Raw genomic sequence first — 16,314 nt, forward strand, 5'->3', positions numbered from 1 at the left:
CTGCCACTTCTGGTGCCCGGTGCCGGCCAAGCATAGCCGATCGGCACTGCTGACTAATCAGTTAAATATAAGGAGATCCCGTGGATTCTCGGTTGGATGCTTTTCTGCAGCGCGCCGACGCCGTGCTGGCCCGACTGGAGCCGTTGCTGCCAGCGCTGCGCGAGCCAGTCGATTGGTCGCAGGCGCTGGCCGCGCGCTGGGTGCAAGAGGGCCGCAGCGGTTACCTGATGCCGCTGCAAGTGAGCCTCGATACGCGCCTGACCGATCTGATCGGCGTCGACCTGCAGCGCGATCAGTTGGGGCGCAATACCCGTCAGTTCATCGATGGGCTGCCTGCCAACCATGCCTTGCTCTGGGGTTCGCGCGGCACCGGCAAGTCGTCCTTGATCCGCGCGCTGCTGGCCGAGTACGCCCCGGCCGGTCTGCGCCTGATCGAGATCGAACGCGACCATCTGGGTGATTTGCCGCGTGTGGTTGAACAACTGCACAAGCTGCCGCAGCGTTTCGTGCTGTTCTGCGATGACCTGTCGTTCGAGTCGGGCGAGGGTGATTATCGCGTGCTGAAGAGTGTACTCGACGGCTCGCTGGAGCAGGCGCCAGACAACGTGCTGCTGTACGCGACCTCCAATCGTCGTCACCTGGTGCCCGAGAAGGAAAGTGACAACGTCGACTGGAAGCACGTTGACGGCGAACTGCACCCCAGTGAGGCCGTCGAAGACAAGATCGCCTTGTCTGACCGGTTCGGGCTGTGGCTGTCGTTCTATCCGTTCACTCAGGAGCATTATCTGAACGTCGTCGAACACTGGATCACGCAATTAGCGCAAAAAGCCGGATTGCAGTGGCAGCGCGACGAAAACCTGGAAAAAGCCGCGATTCGCTGGGCAACCGCGCGCGGTAATCGCAATGGCCGCTGCGCCTATCAATTTGCACGTTACTGGGTAGGACTTGAATTGTTGGAGCAACACACATGATTGATTTGCAAAACACCGGCGCGGGCCTGGACGGCTATGGTTTGCTGGCCGCACAACTGGAAGCACTATTGGCCGACGAGCGCGATTTCATCGCCAATGCGGCGCAGTTTTCGGCGTTTCTCTACACCCAGCTCGATGATCTGAACTGGGCGGGCTTTTACCTCAATCGCAACGAAGAACTGGTGCTGGGGCCGTTTCAAGGGCAGATCGCCTGCGTACGCATTCCTTTCGGCCGGGGCGTTTGCGGGGCGGCGGCGCAGAGCCGACAAACCCAGCGTGTGCAGGACGTTCACGAGTTTCCCGGGCACATTGCCTGCGACAGCGCATCGAACAGCGAGTTGGTGGTGCCATTGATCAAGGAGGGACGTCTGATCGGTGTGCTGGACCTGGACAGTCCGAGTGTGGGGCGTTTCAACGAAGAGGATCAGGCAGGGATCGAGCGTCTTGCGGCGATCTTTCTGGCATCGACCGACTGCTGAGCCGGTCGGCCTGCCGCTGCCCGGAGCACAAGCCCGGCAGCGGCGGGGCAGTCATCAATCGTAGATGACTTTCTTCTTCCATTCCGATTCGGTGTCGTCCTGCTTGAGGCCTTCGGTCAGTGCGTTGTCGTCGTCTTCGGTCGGCGCGGTGTTGGTCAGCACTACCGAGTTGGCACGGGCCAGTTGTTTTTCCATCGCCAGCAGTTGCTGTTGATAAGTGACCGGGTCCGGCTGGTTGCGCAAATACTGTACGCCGCGCTCGAATGCCAGACGTGCCTGACCTGGCTGATCCTGAGAAAGTGCAGTCTGGCCAAGGTTGTTGAAGAATTCGATGTGCAGGTTGACCAGGATCGTGCGGATTTCACGGATCCAGTGTTTCGCTTCGCTGGTCTGCAGAAAGCCGTCATGTGCAGCACGCGTCACCTGACCATGCAGGGCTTCCAGCAGAAAACGCACGTCCTTGGCCTTGGCTTCGGTCTGGATCGGTGTGACCGGGTTGGGTATGTCGATGCCTTCGCCCTTGGCAATCTGCTCTTCCAGTTCGCCAATACGGTGCTTGAGCTGAGCGTTGCCTTTCTCCATGTTCAGCATGCGCTGCACGACGTTCAGCTCCAGCCGCGCGAGCAACAGCTTCAAGGCGGGGGACATCAGCTGGCCCGGGAACACTTCGGTGATCTCGCTGCAGCGACGCAGGCGATCGCCCAGTTCGACCTTGGTGCGAGCCTTCTCCAGTTTGCCGTTTTCAGCGACGTGATTCAGGTAGCCGATCGCGATGAGCAGTGCGATACCTGCTACTACCATCAGCGTGATCATGAGTGGAGTCACTGTGCAAACCTCATTCGTTCAATTAGTTTTAGTGCGAGTGTAGTGGCTAAGCACTACTGCGCATAGATGTCCCTCTCGGAGTTTGTCGGCATCTCTTCTATATAGATGAGGGGAGATTGATCAGCCGCGCGCCTGGCGACAGTCGGTCAGCGTCCGAACGGCGTCGAAGTTATTGATTTCAATAAATTTTCACATGGGGGTTGACGACCCCTCAATCCATCCATAGAATGCGCGCCACTTACAGCGTAAAGCACACAGCGTAGCGCCAATAAGTAGTGAATGTTGTACGTGTGTCCCCTTCGTCTAGTGGCCTAGGACACCGCCCTTTCACGGCGGTAACAGGGGTTCGAGTCCCCTAGGGGACGCCATTGCGGGAATAGCTCAGTTGGTAGAGCACGACCTTGCCAAGGTCGGGGTCGCGAGTTCGAGTCTCGTTTCCCGCTCCAATTTTAAGCAGCTTTGCCTTTGGGCAGGGTTGAGTGAAACCAGAACACGTCTTCGGATGATGTCTGGAACTGAAACACACACCATTGTGTTTCAGGCAGTGTCCCCTTCGTCTAGTGGCCTAGGACACCGCCCTTTCACGGCGGTAACAGGGGTTCGAGTCCCCTAGGGGACGCCATATTGCGGGAATAGCTCAGTTGGTAGAGCACGACCTTGCCAAGGTCGGGGTCGCGAGTTCGAGTCTCGTTTCCCGCTCCAAATTCACAAAAACGCCGCTCAACAGAGCGGCGTTTTTGTTTGTGCGTTTTGAACGTATCCCGACAGTCATGCTCAGCTCTGCCTGGAAGCCAATACCTCGTCTAGTTCCGGCAGCAAGGTCACGCTTTCCTGCTCATTTGGATCGGTACGCGCAATCAAAGCTGTGGCTGCATTCTCGCTGCTGCGGTTATAAGGCACATGCGGCATGCCCGCCGGGATGTAAAAGAAGTCGCCTTCTTCCACGACTGCATGTTTTTCCAGCGACTCGCCATACCAGCAGCCGGTAGCTCCACTCAGTGCGTAAATAGCTGTTTCATGCTCCTGATGTTTGTGTGCCTTGCCTTTACCTCCGGGCGGGATCGTCAGCAACTGCATATGAATGTGACGTGCGCCCGCACTTTGGGCTGAAATACCGACTTGATAATCCAGGCCCTGCTTACCTTGAAAGGTGCGGGCGGGCTTCAGAAGAACACAATCATAGTGTTGATCATGGGGCATGGTTTTTCCTCACTTGATGTCTGATCGGCTAGCCCAAGGCGGCCCGGTCAGTGCCGCGAGCGACTGGTGGAGGGCGGGAGCGTGGGTTACCTCGCAGCACCAATCAAGTGAAAGAAACGCTAGGTTTTCCTGATATCAATCGATGCATCAAGGCATCTGCGGCAATTCATTAGGCCGCATATCAAACACCAGCACTTCCGCATCAACCCCTTCGCTCAGGCTGATCAGCCGCTCGTTACGCACGCGCACCCCGTCACCTTCGCCAAGTCGCTCGCCATTGAGCACCACGCTGCCACGGGCGACATGCACGTAGGCATAGCGATTGGCAGCCAGCTCAAGCGCGGCGGTTTCATCACCATCGAACAGACCTGCGTACACACGGGCGTCCTGACGAACTTTCAGTGCGCCATTCTCGCCTTCAGGGGCGATGATAAGTTGCAGACGGCCGCGTTTCTGTTCAGGGCTGAAGTGTTCCTGCTGATAGTTGGGCGTGGCACCGGCGACATTCGGCACGATCCATATCTGCAGAAAATGCACGCCTTCGGTCGGCGAGTGGTTGAACTCGCTGTGCGCCACGCCGCTACCGGCACTCATCAACTGCACGTCGCCAGGGCGTATCACCGAGCCGGTGCCCAGCGTGTCCTTATGTTCCAGCGCACCTTCCAGCACATAGGAAAAAATTTCCATGTCGCGGTGCGGATGCTGGCCAAAGCCTTTACCTGCAGTCACACGGTCGTCATTGATGACCAGCAGATCGGAAAAGCCCTGTTCCTGCGCATTACGATAGCTGGCGAAGGAAAAGGTATGAAAGGATTTCAGCCAGCCATGATCAGCCGCGCCGCGATCGGAAGCTTTGCGAAGAGTCAGCATGATTCTTTCTCCATCGGATATCGACGCTGCACATTCAGCAATCGATCAAGTGAGATCAAGATTACTGGTTATCTTTCGATGCAATAAGTAGCTGAAACACGAATCACCGTCTCGTTCTGGTTGACAGTGCTCAGTGAAGGATTAGGCTCTGTTGAATGCTGTCCAGCTCACTCAGGCCATGCCGATGAACCCTTTTGAAGACATGCGTATCTTTTGCCAGGTGATGGAATCCGGCAGCTTCACGGCCGCGTCCGACAAGCTCGGGCTGTCCAAGCAGTTTGTCAGTCGCCGCCTGATGCAACTGGAGGAGCGGCTTGGCGTGCGTTTGCTCAACCGCTCGACGCGGCGTCTGGATGCTACACCTCTGGGCCAAAGCTATTACGAATCGGCCTTGCGCTTGCTGGCCGAAGTCGAACAGGTCGAGCAGGGCATCACCGGGCAGAGCAGCGAACCGCGGGGCACATTGCGCCTGAGCGCCCCCTTGACGTTTGCCGTCGCCCACCTGGGCTGCCTGTTGCCACAGTTTTTACAGCGCTACCGTGATGTAGCGGTGGAGGTCGACTTGAGCGACCGACCGGTGGACGTGATCAGCGAGGGCTACGATCTGGTGCTGCGCATCGGCGTGCTGGAAGACTCCAGCCTGATCGCACGTCGCATCGCTGCAATTGACCGGGTCTACTGCGCCAGCCCGGGCTACCTCGCCGAGCGCGGCACGCCGCTAGAGCCTGAAGACCTGCACCAGCACGACTGCCTGCCGTATGGTCACAGCCGCCAGGTGCAATGGCGTTTTCAAGGCGCGGGCAAAGCGTCGAGCCTGAACGTCAGTGGGCGAATGCGGGTCAATAACGGCGAGTTGCTCAGAGATGCAGCCGTTGCCGGGCTGGGGATCACTTATCTGCCGACGTTCATCGTCGGTGCAGCCCTGCGCGCTGGCAGTCTGGTGCGCGTGCTGGACGACAGGCGGCCCGAGCCACTGACGCTGTCAGCGGTGTACCCGCAACACCGTCAGGCTTCGCGACTGGTACAGATGTTCATCGAGTTTCTGCGCGAGCGTCTGGATTCGAGTATCGAACTGGATGGCCAGCAGGGTTGATCGGTGCGCCCCAGGTTACCCTTTATTGCGCCTGGCAAAAGCCGCTTTGCCCACACCGATGAGCACCGCATCGTTCTGCGGCGTATGCACCCGACCGCACAGTACATTGCGGTAATGACGCTGCAGCGGGTTGCTGCGCGACAGGCCCGGGTTGCCCGAGGCTTCGACGGCCAGCTCCACGGCGCGTATGGCATTGCCGGTCACCAGAAATTTGATCTGCGCGGCATGTTCGGCGGACGTGTGTCCCTGTGCTGCGGATTGCAGCAGGTTCTGGTTGGCGAACAGCAGTGTGTCGATATGCCCGACGGTTTCCTGAAAACGCGGCAGCGTCGAAAGTGCCGCCCCGAGATTGGACGGTTTGCGCTGTTCCAGCCACTGCACCAGCCAGTCGCGGGCGGAATGGGCGATACCGTCGTAGACCGACGACAGCAGCACCGCCATCCACAGCAGGCCCGATCCATCCAGTTCGGATTGCGGGGCGCTCCACGGGCTGACGCTGACCGCGTGATCGAGCGGCACCATCACGTTGTCGAATCTGACTTCGTGGCTGCTGGTGGCGCGCATGCCCAGATGGTCCCAGTCCTCAATGATGGTGATGCCCGGCGTGTCCTTGTGAACCAGCCAGCTGCCCACCAGCGGGTCATCGTCATCGCTGCGCGCCCACACGGCAAACCAGGTCAGGCCATGGCTGCCGGTGGAGTAGATTTTGCTGCCGCTGATCCGCCAGCCCTCGGCGGTACGGCAGGCGATGGTGCCCGGCAGGCCGCCGCGTGCGGGTGTGCCCAGGTCCGGCTCCACGCGCAGGGCGTTGATCAGCGCGCCGTCGCGAACCGCCTCTTCGGCCACGCGAATGCGCAGATCAGTCGGCCATTGGCTGTTCTCTTGCCGGCGCGAATGCTGCAGGTACTGCATCACCAGAATCAGCGCTGTCGACGGTTCGCCCCTGGCCACTGCGCTGACGACCTGTTGCGCTCGCGCCAGATCGGCACCGCCGCCGCCCAGTTCGGCGGGCACGGTAAAGCCCAGCAGGCCATGGCTGTGCAGCAAGGCAAAGTTGGCGTGGGGGAATGCTCCGCTGGCATCGTAGTGCTCTGCGGTTTCGGCCAGCGTTGCGGTAATCCCTTCCAGCCGGGTGGCGAAATCTGCTGCTGATTCGGACAGCTCACGGTGCTGACGAAGCGGTGAAAGTTTCATGCGGGGTCCTTTTCGCAGCGGATATCCGAGGGTTAGTGAGCGTTGGCCTGGGCAATCCGGGCACGCGATGTGTTGAAGCTTTTATCGAAGCCGGTCGAGACGTCGATGGGCTTGCTGACGATGCCTTCCGCCAGGTAGGTGTTGGCGGTTTCTTGCAGGCCCTGAATAATCGGGTCATCAATCGGCGTACGCTGCATCTTTGTGGCCTTCGCCACGGCCAGATGCACGTCTACTGGCAGGCCGGTGACTTTGGCCTGCGCAGCGGCATACTCCTCTGGATGATTGTTGGTCCAGTCGAAGGCGCGCTCGACCCTGGCCACGAAGTCCTCCAGTTGCACGCGTTTGCTGTCAATGGCCTTGCTGGTTGCGGCGAGGTACAGGTGGTTGCTCAGCAGTTCGTTACCACTGACCAATACGCGCGCATCGTTCTGGCTGATGGAGATCGTGGTGTAGGGGTCCCAGGTTGCCCAGGCATCGGCGTCGCCATTGGCCAGCACCAGCCGTGATTCGCTGGGCAACAGGTAGATGAAGGTCACATCGCTGGTCTTGAGCCCCGCCTGGTGCAGCGCGCGAATCGCCAGATAGTGGCCGATGGAGCCACGCCCGGTGACGATGCGCTTGCCTTTGAGGTCGGCCACGGTCTGGATCGGCGAATCTTTCGCCACCAGCACGGCGGTGGTGAATCGGCCTTGGGCGTGGGTGATGCTGACCACTTTCAACGGTGCACCTGCGCCGAGGGCAAACACATAAGGTGCATCACCCAGCGCACCGATATCCACTGCCTCGGCATTCAGCGCTTCACCCAAAGGCGCGGCCGAAGGGAACTCGGAGAACTTGATTTCGTACGGCACACCCTTGAGTTCGCCGGAGACCTGCAACAGCACTTTGAGCAGTGACTTCTGGTTGGCCACCAGCAACGGTGCCAGCTCAGCGGCCAGAACCTGCTGACCTGCCATGACGCTCAACAGCGCGCCCAGCAACAGGCTTTTGAAGGGCAGGGGGGATTTGAAAAAAGGCAGCATTTAAGTGTGTCTCCAATAGGGTGATGAATAGTCCTGATGAGCCTTTGACGCTTGTGCCAATACGCCTCACCTTCAGAGTCGGACGCAGCCTTGTGGGAGCGAGCTTGCTCGCGAAGACCCTGTTCCAGACGCAGAAAATGCACTGAATGTAGCGCCCTCTTCGCGAGCAAGCTCGCTCCCACTTGGCGCTTGTGCCAATGCGCTGCGCGGTGTACTCAACGGCATCAAATCACGTAAAACCCATGTGTCCCGTCACGTCCCAACTGCTCGACCAGCCCGAACTCCCAGTCCAGGTAGGCTTGCATGGCTTCACGCGGAGCATCGGTGCCTTCATAGGGGCGGCGATATCGATCGATGCGTGGCGAGGCCAGTCGGCTTTCGCCGTGCTCCAGCGGCAGACCTGCCTTGATCCAGCTGGCGGTGCCGCCTTCGAGCAGGAACACCGGCTTGTCGGTCAACGCTTCGAGGTCGGCCACGGCGAAGCGCGCCAGACGGCTGCTGCCGCAGGTCAAGACATAGCGGTCAGCAGCCGGCAGCTTGTGCAGCGCCTGTTTCAGGTCGGCACGCAAGGTCCACCAGGCGCCGGGAATATGCTGTTTGACATAGTTGGCGCTGGCAGTGAAATCCAGCACCGCCACCTTTACCTGTGTCTGCCACTGGGTGAGAGTCTCGACGCTGATCGCCTCCACCTGCGGCGGTGTCGGGAAGGGCGCGTCCCAGTCGCCCTGTTCGCTGAAGTCGGCCGCATCCAGGTCATCGATCACCGCCACGTCCCAGCCCAACTGTGCCAGCCAGGAGGCCGACATGTTGGCGCGTACGCCGTCGTCGTCCAGCAGAGCGATTCGCGCACCGCGTACGCTGGCGAAATGATCGGTTTCCTGCACCAGTTGCCCGCCCGGTGTAGAGCGCGCGCCGGGCAGGTGGCCTTTGGCAAACTCTTCCGGGGTGCGTACATCGAACAGGTAAGTGGTGCGTGAAGCCTCGGCTTGCCAGCGTTGCAGATCGGCACGGCTGGCACGTTTGACGCTGGCGCGATCGGCCACCTTGCGGGCATCGGCACTGGCGGTTTCGCGGGTCTCTTCACTGACTGCCGCAAAACGCCGGTTCTGGCCATGGTCCAGCGTCTGGCCGGCCAGCAGCCAGCCAATGGTGCCGTTGCGCAGTGCGTTGATCGGGTTGGGCAGACCCGCGTTGACCAGCGACTGGGTGCCGATGATGCTTCGCGTGCGACCGGCACAATTGACGATGATTCGAGTAGTGGGGTCCGGTGCCAGCTCACGTGCCCGCAGCACCAGTTCGGCACCCGGCACGCTGATGCCGCCGGGAATGCTCATGGTCTGGTATTCGTCATAGCGCCGGGCATCGAGCACCACCACGTCGGCATTGCTGTCGAGCAGGCGCTTGACCTCTTCTGCGGCCAGCGACGGGGTGGCGCGGTGATGCTCCACCAGCTCGCCAAACGCCTTGCTCGGCACATTCACGTCGATGAACAGCTCGCCGCCAGCCGCGCGCCAGCCCTGCAGGCCGCCGTCGAGCAGTTTCACGTCGCTGTAGCCCAGTGTCTGCAGGCGTTGCAGGGCGATCTGGGCCAAGCCTTCGCCATCGTCGTACAGCGTCACGGCCGTGTCGCGTCGCGGGATGCGGGAGAAAACCTCCAGCTCCAGCTTCGACAACGGGATGTTCACGGCAAACAGCGGATGAGCCTGGGCAAAGGGTGCCTCTTCGCGGACGTCTACCAGGGCCAGCTCCTGACGGTCCAGCAAGGTCTGGCGAATGTCGGCGAATGATCGGGTGGCAGTTGTGGTCATGGGGTCGGGCTCCCTGTTGGCTGATCCTGATGGGCAGTGGCGGCGTTCGAATAGCCGGAGATGAACAGTTTTTCGCTGCCGTCGAGGTCATAGACCGCACGCTTCACAGTGCCGATATCGGCGCCGTAAACGTGGATGCTGATCGACACCTGATCGCTGAAGGCGTTGCTGACCTGATGGACATCGTTGCTGTGCGGTGACAGCGCCTCGACCTGCCCGGGTTGCAGGCGAATCGCCGGGCCGCTGGTTTCCAGGCGCCCTTGCGCGTTGCGACGGTAGCCCTGGGCGTCTTCCGCGCCGCGCAGCATGCCGATCAGCCCCCAGACGCGGTGGTCGTGAATCGGCGTGCGCTGCCCCGGTCCCCAGACGAAACTGACTACCGAAAAGCGCTGCTGCGGATCGGCATGCAGCAGAAATTGCTGATAGCGGCTGGCGTCGGGCACGGTGAATTCTTCTGCCAGCCAGTCATCGTGGCTGACCAGCTGCGCCAGCAGCTTGCCGCCGCGGCGCAACAGATCGCCTTCGTGCGGCTCGCTGCCAAGCAGTTCGGTGATGGCATCGATAAATGCCCCGAGTCGCTCCGGGTGTCGGTTCTGAGTCATGTCCATTTCCAGATCAAAGTCGGGGAATGGTTCGATATAAGCATAATACTGATATTTAATATGCTATTTTTTAATGATTAGGTTATAACGAAAACGTCTTTTACTTGTTTGTCGTAATCCGCGAAATCTACGCTCGGGCTATCCATGAGCGCCGGCTGGTACTATGCTTTTTGCCTATGTTTAATCTCTTTTTTATGTGCGGTCCGAATGAAAATTGATGATATCGATGCGTTCGTTGCAGTCATCCGCTGCCAGTCGATCAGCCACGCCGCTGAATCGCTGGATCTGACCCAGCCAGCCATCACGCGGCGGGTGCAGAATTTCGAGCAAGCCCTCGGAGTCGAGCTGTTCGACCGCAATACCAAGCCGCTCAAGCCGACTCCGATGGGGCTTCAGGTGTACCAGAAGTGCCTGGCGATCCTGCGCGAGATGGATTCGTTGCGCGAGCTGGTGGCCAGTGACACGCCGCCCAGCGGTCTGTTGCGTCTGGGCGTGCCGCAAACCATCGGTGACGTGGTGCTGCTCGATGCGCTCAAGCAATTGCGTGGGGGATTTCCGGATCTGCGCGCCCAGGTCAGCACCGGTTGGGGCAGTCATCTGATCGGCAAGATCGAAAACGGCGAGCTGGATGCGGCGGCTGCGCTGTTTCCGGCGGGCAAGATATTTCCGGACAACATCATCGGTCAGTCGATTGGCAAGATGGAGCTGGTGGTGGTCTGCGCCAGGGGGCTGGCTCCGAAAAAGCCCGGCAAGCTGGCGGACTGTTATGAGCAGGGCTGGGTGCTTAATCCGGACGGCTGCGGTTTTCGTGCAGGCTTGCAGCGCACGCTGACCGATCAGGGCTTGAGCATGAAGGTCAATCTGGAAACTTTCGGCACCGAGCTGCAACTCGGGCTGGTGGCCGACGGCATGGGGCTTGGCCTGGTGCCCCGTCCGCTGCTGGAACGCAGCGCGCACCGCGAGCAGTTGGTGGCGTTGCCGCTCAAGGACTTCAAACCGGTGATGGACTTGTGGCTGTTCTACCCGCGCTTCCTGGGTAACCTGCAAGCGCCGGTCGAAGCCTTTGGCGCACTGGTGGCCCGGTCGCTCAAGCCGGTCTCGGCCGCCGCCTGAACGCTGCATCGCGGGCAGGCGGTCTGGCGTTGGGCGTCAGACCGGCCCGCAGGGTATGAGTTGAATCAGGCGACCTGTTCGCGAGCCTGCTGTTCACGCTGCGCCACCAATGCGCGGGTCAGCGGGATCAGCTTCTTGCCGTAGTCGATGGCATCTTCCAGTGGATCGAAGCCGCGAATCAGGAAGGTAGTAATCCCCAGATCGTAGTAATCCAGCAGCGCTTCGGCGACCTGTTCCGGGGTGCCGACCAGCGAGGTCGAATTGCCCTGTGCGCCGAGCAGGCCGGCGATGCCGGTCCACAGGCGCTTGTCCAGGCGCGATCCTTGTGCAGCGGCGGCGAGCAGGCGGCGTGATCCTTCATTCGGTGGTTCGCGACGTACGAAGCCGTTGCGGTCTGCCAGGGCCTTGGCCTTTTCCAGAATACTGTCGGCACGTGCCCAGGCCTGTTCCTCGGTCTCGGCCAGAATCGGGCGCAGTGACAGGCTGAAACGAATGGTCCGCCCATGTCTGGCGGCTTCGGCGCGAACCTGCTTCACCACGTCACGCACCTGTTCGTATGTCTCGCCCCACAACGCATAAACATCGGCGTGCTTGCCGGCCACCGCAATCGCCGCTGCCGAGGAGCCGCCGAAGTACAGAGGGATATGTGGCTGCTGAGGGGATTTGACCAGTGAATGCGCACCCTCGAGCTGGTAGTAGGTGCCGTTATGATCGAACGGCTTGTCGCTGGTCCATTCCTGACGCACTACGCTGAGGTACTCGTCGCTGCGTGCGTAGCGTTCGTCCTTGCCGATGTGGCTGCCGTCGGCGCGCAGTTCCTTGTCGTCACCACCGGTGATGATATGCACGGCGGTGCGCCCGCCATTGAACACGTCCAGCGTCGCGAACTGGCGTGCCGCTACAGTAGGGGCGATGAAGCCAGGGCGATGGGCGACCAGAAACTTCAGCTTGGTGGTGACGCTGGCGGCATGCGCTGCGACCAGCGTGCTGTCCGGGCTGTTGGAGTGGTAGGCGATCAGTGCACGATCAAAACCGGCATCTTCATGAGCCTTGGCGACGGTCTTCACGTAGTCGGGCTGGATGGTCGCGCCGCTGCGCGGGTGAATTTCAGAACCGGGTTGCGTGGCGATATAGCCAATGAATTCGATGCTCATGAAAACTCCTGTCAATGGTTGAGGTCCGTTCGACCTTGTCGAGAGGCACCATAAAGGCAAGGGGCAGACGCTGTGAAATTCGATTTCGGTCTAAGTTAATTATAAAAAATATGCATTATATGTATTTGCGGTGATCAAATATTTTAACTATTAGCTTAGGTCTAAATCGAATTTCACGCAGCGTTCTTATGCTCATAACATGGCCTTCATAATGCATCGGGTGCGTCCTGCCCGGTTTGTCCAGGAAGGATGTACCCATGTCTGACACAACGCTCAACCCCGCAGAACCCGGTTTTCTGGTGGTGAACAAACCCGAACAGGGGCGCGTCTCGCAATCGGGTCGCCCACGCTGGCAAGTGCCGGGCGTTGTCTTGCGTCTGCTCAGCCCTCTGGTGCTGTTGCTGCTCTGGGAACTGGCCTCACAAACCGGCCTGCTGCCCGTCCGCGTGATTGCCGCGCCGTCGCAGATCGGCGGTACGCTCTGGTCGATGATCGTCTCGGGCGAACTGGCCCACCACTTGTGGGTTTCGTTGCAACGGGCGCTGTTAGGCTTGAGCATTGGTGTCAGCATCGGCGTGGTCGCTGCGCTGGTGACCGGGCTTTCCCGGCGCGGCGAAATCGTTCTCGACTCGCCCATGCAGATGTTGCGCACCATTCCCTCGCTGGCATTGGTGCCACTGTTCATCCTCTGGTTCGGCATTGGCGAGTTCACCAAAGTGGCGCTGATCGTCATGGGCACCACCTTTCCGGTGTACCTGAACCTGTTTTCCGGTATCCGCAATATCGACCCGAAACTGATCGAGGCTGCCAATACGCTCGGCTTGAGCCGCCGCGAGCTGATCTGGCACGTCATCCTGCCCGGCTCGCTGCCTGCGTTTTTTGTCGGGCTGCGCTATTCACTGGGTATTTCGTGGCTGGCCCTGGTCTTTGTCGAGCAAATCAACACCACCGCTGGCATCGGTTATCTGGCCAGTGATGCGCGGGACTTCATGCGCACTGATGTGATCGTTATCTGCCTGTTGATCTACAGCGTCCTTGGCCTGGTGATCGACGCCATCATTCGCACGCTGGAGCGCTATGCGCTGGCCTGGCGACCGACCTTCGTGAGGCATTGAACACATGGCGACTCCTGATCTGCGCAACACTCCATCCGTGTCTCCCGAGGCGGGGCAGGCGCCTGTACAACTGCGCAACGTGGTGCGTCAGTTTGGCCGGCAACGGGTCATCGACGGGCTGAATCTGGACATTGCTTCTGGTGAATTTGTCGCCTTGCTCGGCGCCAGTGGCTCCGGCAAGACCACCTTGCTGCACACCCTGGCCGGGCTGGACGAGATCGACAGCGGCGAACTGCGTGTGCCGGTGGCACGTGCGGCGGTGTTTCAGGAACCGCGCCTGATGCCGTGGAAAAGCGCCTGGAAGAACGTGGTTCTCGGCTTGCGTATCAACGATGCCAAGGCTCGGGCCGAAGCGGCGTTGACCGAGGTTGGCCTGGCGCATCGGCTGAATGCCTTTCCGGCCACCTTGTCCGGCGGCGAAGCGCAGCGTGTGGCACTGGCGCGGGGGCTGGTCCGTGAGCCAAAACTGTTGCTGCTCGACGAGCCTTTTGCCGCACTCGATGCGTTGACGCGCATTCGCCTGCATCAACTGATCATCGACCTGTGGCGCAAACACACCCCGGCGGTGCTGCTGGTGACACACGATGTCGATGAGGCGATCCTGCTCGCTGACCGGGTCATCGTGCTGGCCGACGGCAGGATTGCCGACGACATCCGCGTCGACCTGCCGCGCCAGCGCGACAGCGGGCAGGCCGGGTTTCAGCTGATTCGCAGCCGCTTGCTGGGCTTGCTGGGCGTCAAGGTGCACGCGGCTGTCGATAGCGCACCGCAAGCGCCAGAACAGGACGTGACCCTCAGCGCATTGCGCCGCTTCGCCAACGCTCGTTGATTCGGCGCACGCTGCGTATCATGGTCGTCTGAATTTCCGAAGAGGGACGCCCATGCCTGCCGAAAAGCCTGAAGTCATCATCACCTATTGCATTCAATGCCAGTGGCTGTTGCGCGCTGCCTGGCTGGCCCAGGAACTGCTGAGCACCTTCAGTGACGATCTGGGTAAAGTCTCGCTGCAGCCAGGCACCGGCGGCGTGTTCCGCATTACCTGCGACGGCGTACAACTCTGGGAGCGCAAGGCCGACGGCGGCTTTCCCGAAGCCAAAGTGCTCAAGCAACGGCTGCGGGACCAGATCGACCCGGCCCGCGATCTGGGCCATAACGACCGTCATACTCCGGCAAGCCCTCAGTAATACAGGGCCGCTGTCACGACATCGCCACGCACGTGTCACATTCGGTTAACCGGCATGCTCCACTCTTCTGGAAACCCTGCCGGAGGTCGTTACATGACCAGTGCTCAGCTCGCCACACCCAGCCGCAAACAGCGCGTGCGCACCTTGTGGATTTCCGACGTTCATCTGGGTACACGTGATTGCCAGGCCGAGCACCTTTCCGCTTTTCTCAAGCGCTATCAGGCTGACAAGGTGTACCTGGTCGGCGACATCATCGATGGCTGGAAACTGCGCGGCGGCATGTACTGGCCACAAGCACACACCAACGTGATTCGCCGCTTGCTGACCATGAGCAAGCGCGGCACCGAAGTCATTTATGTCACCGGCAATCACGATGAATTCCTGCGCCGTTACTCCAAGCTGGTGCTGGGCAACATCCAGCTGGTCGACGAAGTCGAGCACGTCACGGCCGATGGACGTCGCTTTCTGGTCATTCACGGCGACCAGTTCGACGTGATCACCCGCTACCACCGCTGGCTGGCCTTTCTGGGCGACTCGGCCTATGAATTCACCCTGACCCTCAACCGCTGGCTCAACCACTGGCGCGCCAAATACGGCTATGGCTACTGGTCGCTGTCGGCGTACCTCAAGCACAAGGTCAAGAGTGCAGTGAACTTCATCAGCGATTTCGAGGAAGCCATCGCCCACGAATGCGTGAAGCGCGGGCTGGACGGGGTGGTCTGCGGGCACATACACCATGCGGAAATTCGCCAGGTGGGCGGCGTGGAATACCTCAACTGCGGCGACTGGGTCGAATCCTGTACCGCCCTGATCGAACACCTGGACGGCAACATCGAACTGTTCCGCCTGGCGGATGCGCATTTGAAGGCGCAACAGGTTGCGGTCGAAGAACCCGCCAGCGAAACGCTTGCCTGAAGCAACCGGCCTAGGCTCTGTACGAAAAGTCGGCGAGCGAAGGTCAGGCAAGGCAAAAACAGGCGAGGAACGGCCGGGGTCGCGCTCGACTCTACGTGTTGTAAATGAGCATTCCGATTGGACTCGCATCCGAGCCTGTTTTTAACGAAGCATCACCGAGCGCAGCCACTTTTCGTACAGAGCCTAGAAAGGCACCTTGCCCAAGAGCATGTCGCGGTACATCACGAAGTCGCCCAGCAGGCTGTAAAACGGATGCTTGAACGTGGCCGGACGATTCTTCTCAAAAAAGAAATGCCCGGCCCACGCGAAGCCGTAACCCGCGACCGGCAATAACCATAACAACCCCCAGCGGCCGCTGCCCACACCAAACGCCAACAGGAAAATCACCAGAGACGTACCGACAAAATGCAAGCGTCGGCTGGTAGCGCTGCTGTGCTCGGCAAGATAAAACGGATAGAACTCGGCAAAGCTCGAAAAACGCCTGATGGTATCCACGGTGCCTGTCCTCGTGTGGGCTCTTGTTGTTATACACAAATTTAGCCGACTGTCGTGCCGATGTGGAGTATTCGAGTCGTGCTCATGTTTACGACTATCGTGCCAGTTCTTCGCGCTCATGCTTACGACTATCGTGCCCACGCGCAGCGTTGGAACGATAGCAAAACAATCTAATGCCTTGCCCGCAGCCACTGCCGCAAAAGCGCTTTTCAACCGCGATGGCACTGACGACGCAGAGTGCGACGTTAGTGACGGCTGAGTCCTGGCGCTGATC

At 60.1% G+C, this 16,314-nt stretch carries 17 protein-coding genes and 4 tRNA genes; 12 read left to right on the top strand and 9 right to left on the bottom strand.

Going from position 1 to position 16,314, the window contains the following annotated elements; genetic code table 11:
• Positions 1-80 precede the first annotated feature (80 nt).
• Both QRN50_RS06140 and msrC read left to right on the top strand, forming a co-directional pair.
• Positions 81-971 (top strand): ATP-binding protein, encoded by an 891-nt coding sequence (locus tag QRN50_RS06140; RefSeq protein ID WP_011268543.1) that lies wholly within the window; start codon positions 81-83, stop codon positions 969-971.
• The gene (msrC, locus tag QRN50_RS06145; RefSeq protein ID WP_016568678.1) at positions 968-1,450 is read left to right on the top strand and encodes a free L-methionine (R)-S-oxide reductase MsrC; all 483 of its coding nucleotides are present in this window, start codon (positions 968-970) and stop codon (positions 1,448-1,450) included. Before QRN50_RS06140 ends, msrC begins: the two co-directional genes overlap by 4 nt.
• 54 nt (positions 1,451-1,504) lie before the next feature.
• Here msrC and QRN50_RS06150 read toward each other — a convergent pair whose 3' ends face one another.
• Positions 1,505-2,263, bottom strand: a complete 759-nt coding sequence (locus QRN50_RS06150) for a hypothetical protein (RefSeq protein WP_011268541.1) — start codon at positions 2,261-2,263, stop codon at positions 1,505-1,507.
• A gap of 304 nt (positions 2,264-2,567) precedes the next feature.
• Between QRN50_RS06150 and QRN50_RS06155 the strand changes: the two genes are divergently transcribed.
• The 4 genes from QRN50_RS06155 to QRN50_RS06170 all read left to right on the top strand — a co-directional run bounded on the left by QRN50_RS06155 (position 2,568) and on the right by QRN50_RS06170 (position 2,977).
• A tRNA-Glu gene (locus QRN50_RS06155) sits at positions 2,568-2,643 on the top strand.
• Positions 2,644-2,645: 2 nt separating this feature from the next.
• Positions 2,646-2,721, top strand: a tRNA-Gly gene (locus QRN50_RS06160).
• Positions 2,722-2,821: 100 nt separating this feature from the next.
• Positions 2,822-2,897: transfer RNA gene (locus tag QRN50_RS06165), tRNA-Glu, on the top strand.
• Positions 2,898-2,901: 4 nt separating this feature from the next.
• Positions 2,902-2,977, top strand: a tRNA-Gly gene (locus QRN50_RS06170).
• Between the two features lie 72 nt (positions 2,978-3,049).
• Here the strand turns inward: QRN50_RS06170 and QRN50_RS06175 are convergent.
• Positions 3,050-3,475 (bottom strand): cupin domain-containing protein, encoded by a 426-nt coding sequence (locus QRN50_RS06175; protein WP_003404169.1) that lies wholly within the window; start codon positions 3,473-3,475, stop codon positions 3,050-3,052.
• A 147-nt stretch (positions 3,476-3,622) separates the two neighbouring features.
• The gene (locus QRN50_RS06180; RefSeq protein ID WP_003404168.1) at positions 3,623-4,345 is read right to left on the bottom strand and encodes a pirin family protein; all 723 of its coding nucleotides are present in this window, start codon (positions 4,343-4,345) and stop codon (positions 3,623-3,625) included.
• Between the two features lie 184 nt (positions 4,346-4,529).
• Between QRN50_RS06180 and QRN50_RS06185 the strand changes: the two genes are divergently transcribed.
• Positions 4,530-5,438, top strand: coding sequence for a LysR family transcriptional regulator (locus QRN50_RS06185; protein WP_024640577.1), 909 nt, complete (start codon positions 4,530-4,532; stop codon positions 5,436-5,438).
• A 15-nt stretch (positions 5,439-5,453) separates the two neighbouring features.
• Here QRN50_RS06185 and QRN50_RS06190 read toward each other — a convergent pair whose 3' ends face one another.
• The 4 genes from QRN50_RS06190 to QRN50_RS06205 all read right to left on the bottom strand — a co-directional run bounded on the left by QRN50_RS06190 (position 5,454) and on the right by QRN50_RS06205 (position 10,064).
• A complete protein-coding gene (locus QRN50_RS06190) occupies positions 5,454-6,632 on the bottom strand; it encodes an acyl-CoA dehydrogenase family protein (RefSeq protein ID WP_096127423.1) in 1,179 nt (392 codons plus the stop codon).
• Positions 6,633-6,664: 32 nt separating this feature from the next.
• Positions 6,665-7,654, bottom strand: coding sequence for an ABC transporter substrate-binding protein (locus tag QRN50_RS06195; RefSeq protein ID WP_003404164.1), 990 nt, complete (start codon positions 7,652-7,654; stop codon positions 6,665-6,667).
• A gap of 224 nt (positions 7,655-7,878) precedes the next feature.
• Positions 7,879-9,462 (bottom strand): rhodanese-related sulfurtransferase, encoded by a 1,584-nt coding sequence (locus tag QRN50_RS06200; RefSeq protein ID WP_096127422.1) that lies wholly within the window; start codon positions 9,460-9,462, stop codon positions 7,879-7,881.
• Complete coding sequence (locus QRN50_RS06205; RefSeq protein ID WP_057458292.1) at positions 9,459-10,064, bottom strand: cysteine dioxygenase family protein; 606 nt, start codon at positions 10,062-10,064, stop codon at positions 9,459-9,461. Before QRN50_RS06205 ends, QRN50_RS06200 begins: the two co-directional genes overlap by 4 nt.
• A gap of 207 nt (positions 10,065-10,271) precedes the next feature.
• Here QRN50_RS06205 and QRN50_RS06210 point away from each other — a divergent pair, with 207 nt between their 5' ends.
• A complete protein-coding gene (locus QRN50_RS06210) occupies positions 10,272-11,177 on the top strand; it encodes a LysR family transcriptional regulator (RefSeq protein WP_024640581.1) in 906 nt (301 codons plus the stop codon).
• 65 nt (positions 11,178-11,242) lie between these two features.
• Here the strand turns inward: QRN50_RS06210 and QRN50_RS06215 are convergent, their stop codons facing one another.
• The gene (locus QRN50_RS06215; RefSeq protein ID WP_011268532.1) at positions 11,243-12,331 is read right to left on the bottom strand and encodes an LLM class flavin-dependent oxidoreductase; all 1,089 of its coding nucleotides are present in this window, start codon (positions 12,329-12,331) and stop codon (positions 11,243-11,245) included.
• Positions 12,332-12,588: 257 nt separating this feature from the next.
• Between QRN50_RS06215 and QRN50_RS06220 the strand changes: the two genes are divergently transcribed.
• From QRN50_RS06220 to QRN50_RS06235, 4 genes are all read left to right on the top strand, one after another.
• Positions 12,589-13,446, top strand: coding sequence for an ABC transporter permease (locus QRN50_RS06220; RefSeq protein WP_032653344.1), 858 nt, complete (start codon positions 12,589-12,591; stop codon positions 13,444-13,446).
• 4 nt (positions 13,447-13,450) lie between these two features.
• The gene (locus QRN50_RS06225) at positions 13,451-14,275 is read left to right on the top strand and encodes an ABC transporter ATP-binding protein (RefSeq protein WP_058822038.1); all 825 of its coding nucleotides are present in this window, start codon (positions 13,451-13,453) and stop codon (positions 14,273-14,275) included.
• A gap of 52 nt (positions 14,276-14,327) precedes the next feature.
• Positions 14,328-14,630: an Rdx family protein gene (locus QRN50_RS06230; protein WP_011268529.1), complete on the top strand. Its 303-nt coding sequence runs from the start codon at positions 14,328-14,330 to the stop codon at positions 14,628-14,630.
• Between the two features lie 93 nt (positions 14,631-14,723).
• Entirely contained in the window at positions 14,724-15,545 is an 822-nt protein-coding gene (locus tag QRN50_RS06235) for a UDP-2,3-diacylglucosamine diphosphatase (protein WP_003342638.1), read from the top strand.
• 183 nt (positions 15,546-15,728) lie between these two features.
• On the opposite strand, the gene QRN50_RS06240 is transcribed toward QRN50_RS06235, so the two are convergent.
• A complete protein-coding gene (locus QRN50_RS06240; protein ID WP_003393857.1) occupies positions 15,729-16,040 on the bottom strand; it encodes an Mpo1-like protein in 312 nt (103 codons plus the stop codon).
• Between the last annotated feature and the right edge of the window lie 274 nt (positions 16,041-16,314).

Source organism: Pseudomonas sp. MEJ108 (genome assembly GCF_030208985.1).
GTDB classification, from domain to species: Bacteria; Pseudomonadota; Gammaproteobacteria; order Pseudomonadales; family Pseudomonadaceae; genus Aquipseudomonas; species Aquipseudomonas fragariae.

What these genes read in the sequence shown, in the direction of transcription:
- QRN50_RS06185 (WP_024640577.1), top strand. Translation starts at nt 4,530, where the DNA reads ATGAACCCTTTTGAAGACATGCGTATCTTTTGCCAGGTGATGGAATCC.
- msrC (WP_016568678.1), top strand. Translation starts at nt 968, where the DNA reads ATGATTGATTTGCAAAACACCGGCGCGGGCCTGGACGGCTATGGTTTG.
- QRN50_RS06225 (WP_058822038.1), top strand. Translation starts at nt 13,451, where the DNA reads ATGGCGACTCCTGATCTGCGCAACACTCCATCCGTGTCTCCCGAGGCG.
- QRN50_RS06175 (WP_003404169.1), bottom strand. Translation starts at nt 3,475, where the DNA reads ATGCCCCATGATCAACACTATGATTGTGTTCTTCTGAAGCCCGCCCGC.
- QRN50_RS06190 (WP_096127423.1), bottom strand. Translation starts at nt 6,632, where the DNA reads ATGAAACTTTCACCGCTTCGTCAGCACCGTGAGCTGTCCGAATCAGCA.
- QRN50_RS06195 (WP_003404164.1), bottom strand. Translation starts at nt 7,654, where the DNA reads ATGCTGCCTTTTTTCAAATCCCCCCTGCCCTTCAAAAGCCTGTTGCTG.
- QRN50_RS06230 (WP_011268529.1), top strand. Translation starts at nt 14,328, where the DNA reads ATGCCTGCCGAAAAGCCTGAAGTCATCATCACCTATTGCATTCAATGC.
- QRN50_RS06205 (WP_057458292.1), bottom strand. Translation starts at nt 10,064, where the DNA reads ATGACTCAGAACCGACACCCGGAGCGACTCGGGGCATTTATCGATGCC.
- QRN50_RS06180 (WP_003404168.1), bottom strand. Translation starts at nt 4,345, where the DNA reads ATGCTGACTCTTCGCAAAGCTTCCGATCGCGGCGCGGCTGATCATGGC.
- QRN50_RS06200 (WP_096127422.1), bottom strand. Translation starts at nt 9,462, where the DNA reads ATGACCACAACTGCCACCCGATCATTCGCCGACATTCGCCAGACCTTG.
- QRN50_RS06235 (WP_003342638.1), top strand. Translation starts at nt 14,724, where the DNA reads ATGACCAGTGCTCAGCTCGCCACACCCAGCCGCAAACAGCGCGTGCGC.
- QRN50_RS06215 (WP_011268532.1), bottom strand. Translation starts at nt 12,331, where the DNA reads ATGAGCATCGAATTCATTGGCTATATCGCCACGCAACCCGGTTCTGAA.
- QRN50_RS06220 (WP_032653344.1), top strand. Translation starts at nt 12,589, where the DNA reads ATGTCTGACACAACGCTCAACCCCGCAGAACCCGGTTTTCTGGTGGTG.
- QRN50_RS06150 (WP_011268541.1), bottom strand. Translation starts at nt 2,263, where the DNA reads ATGATCACGCTGATGGTAGTAGCAGGTATCGCACTGCTCATCGCGATC.
- QRN50_RS06210 (WP_024640581.1), top strand. Translation starts at nt 10,272, where the DNA reads ATGAAAATTGATGATATCGATGCGTTCGTTGCAGTCATCCGCTGCCAG.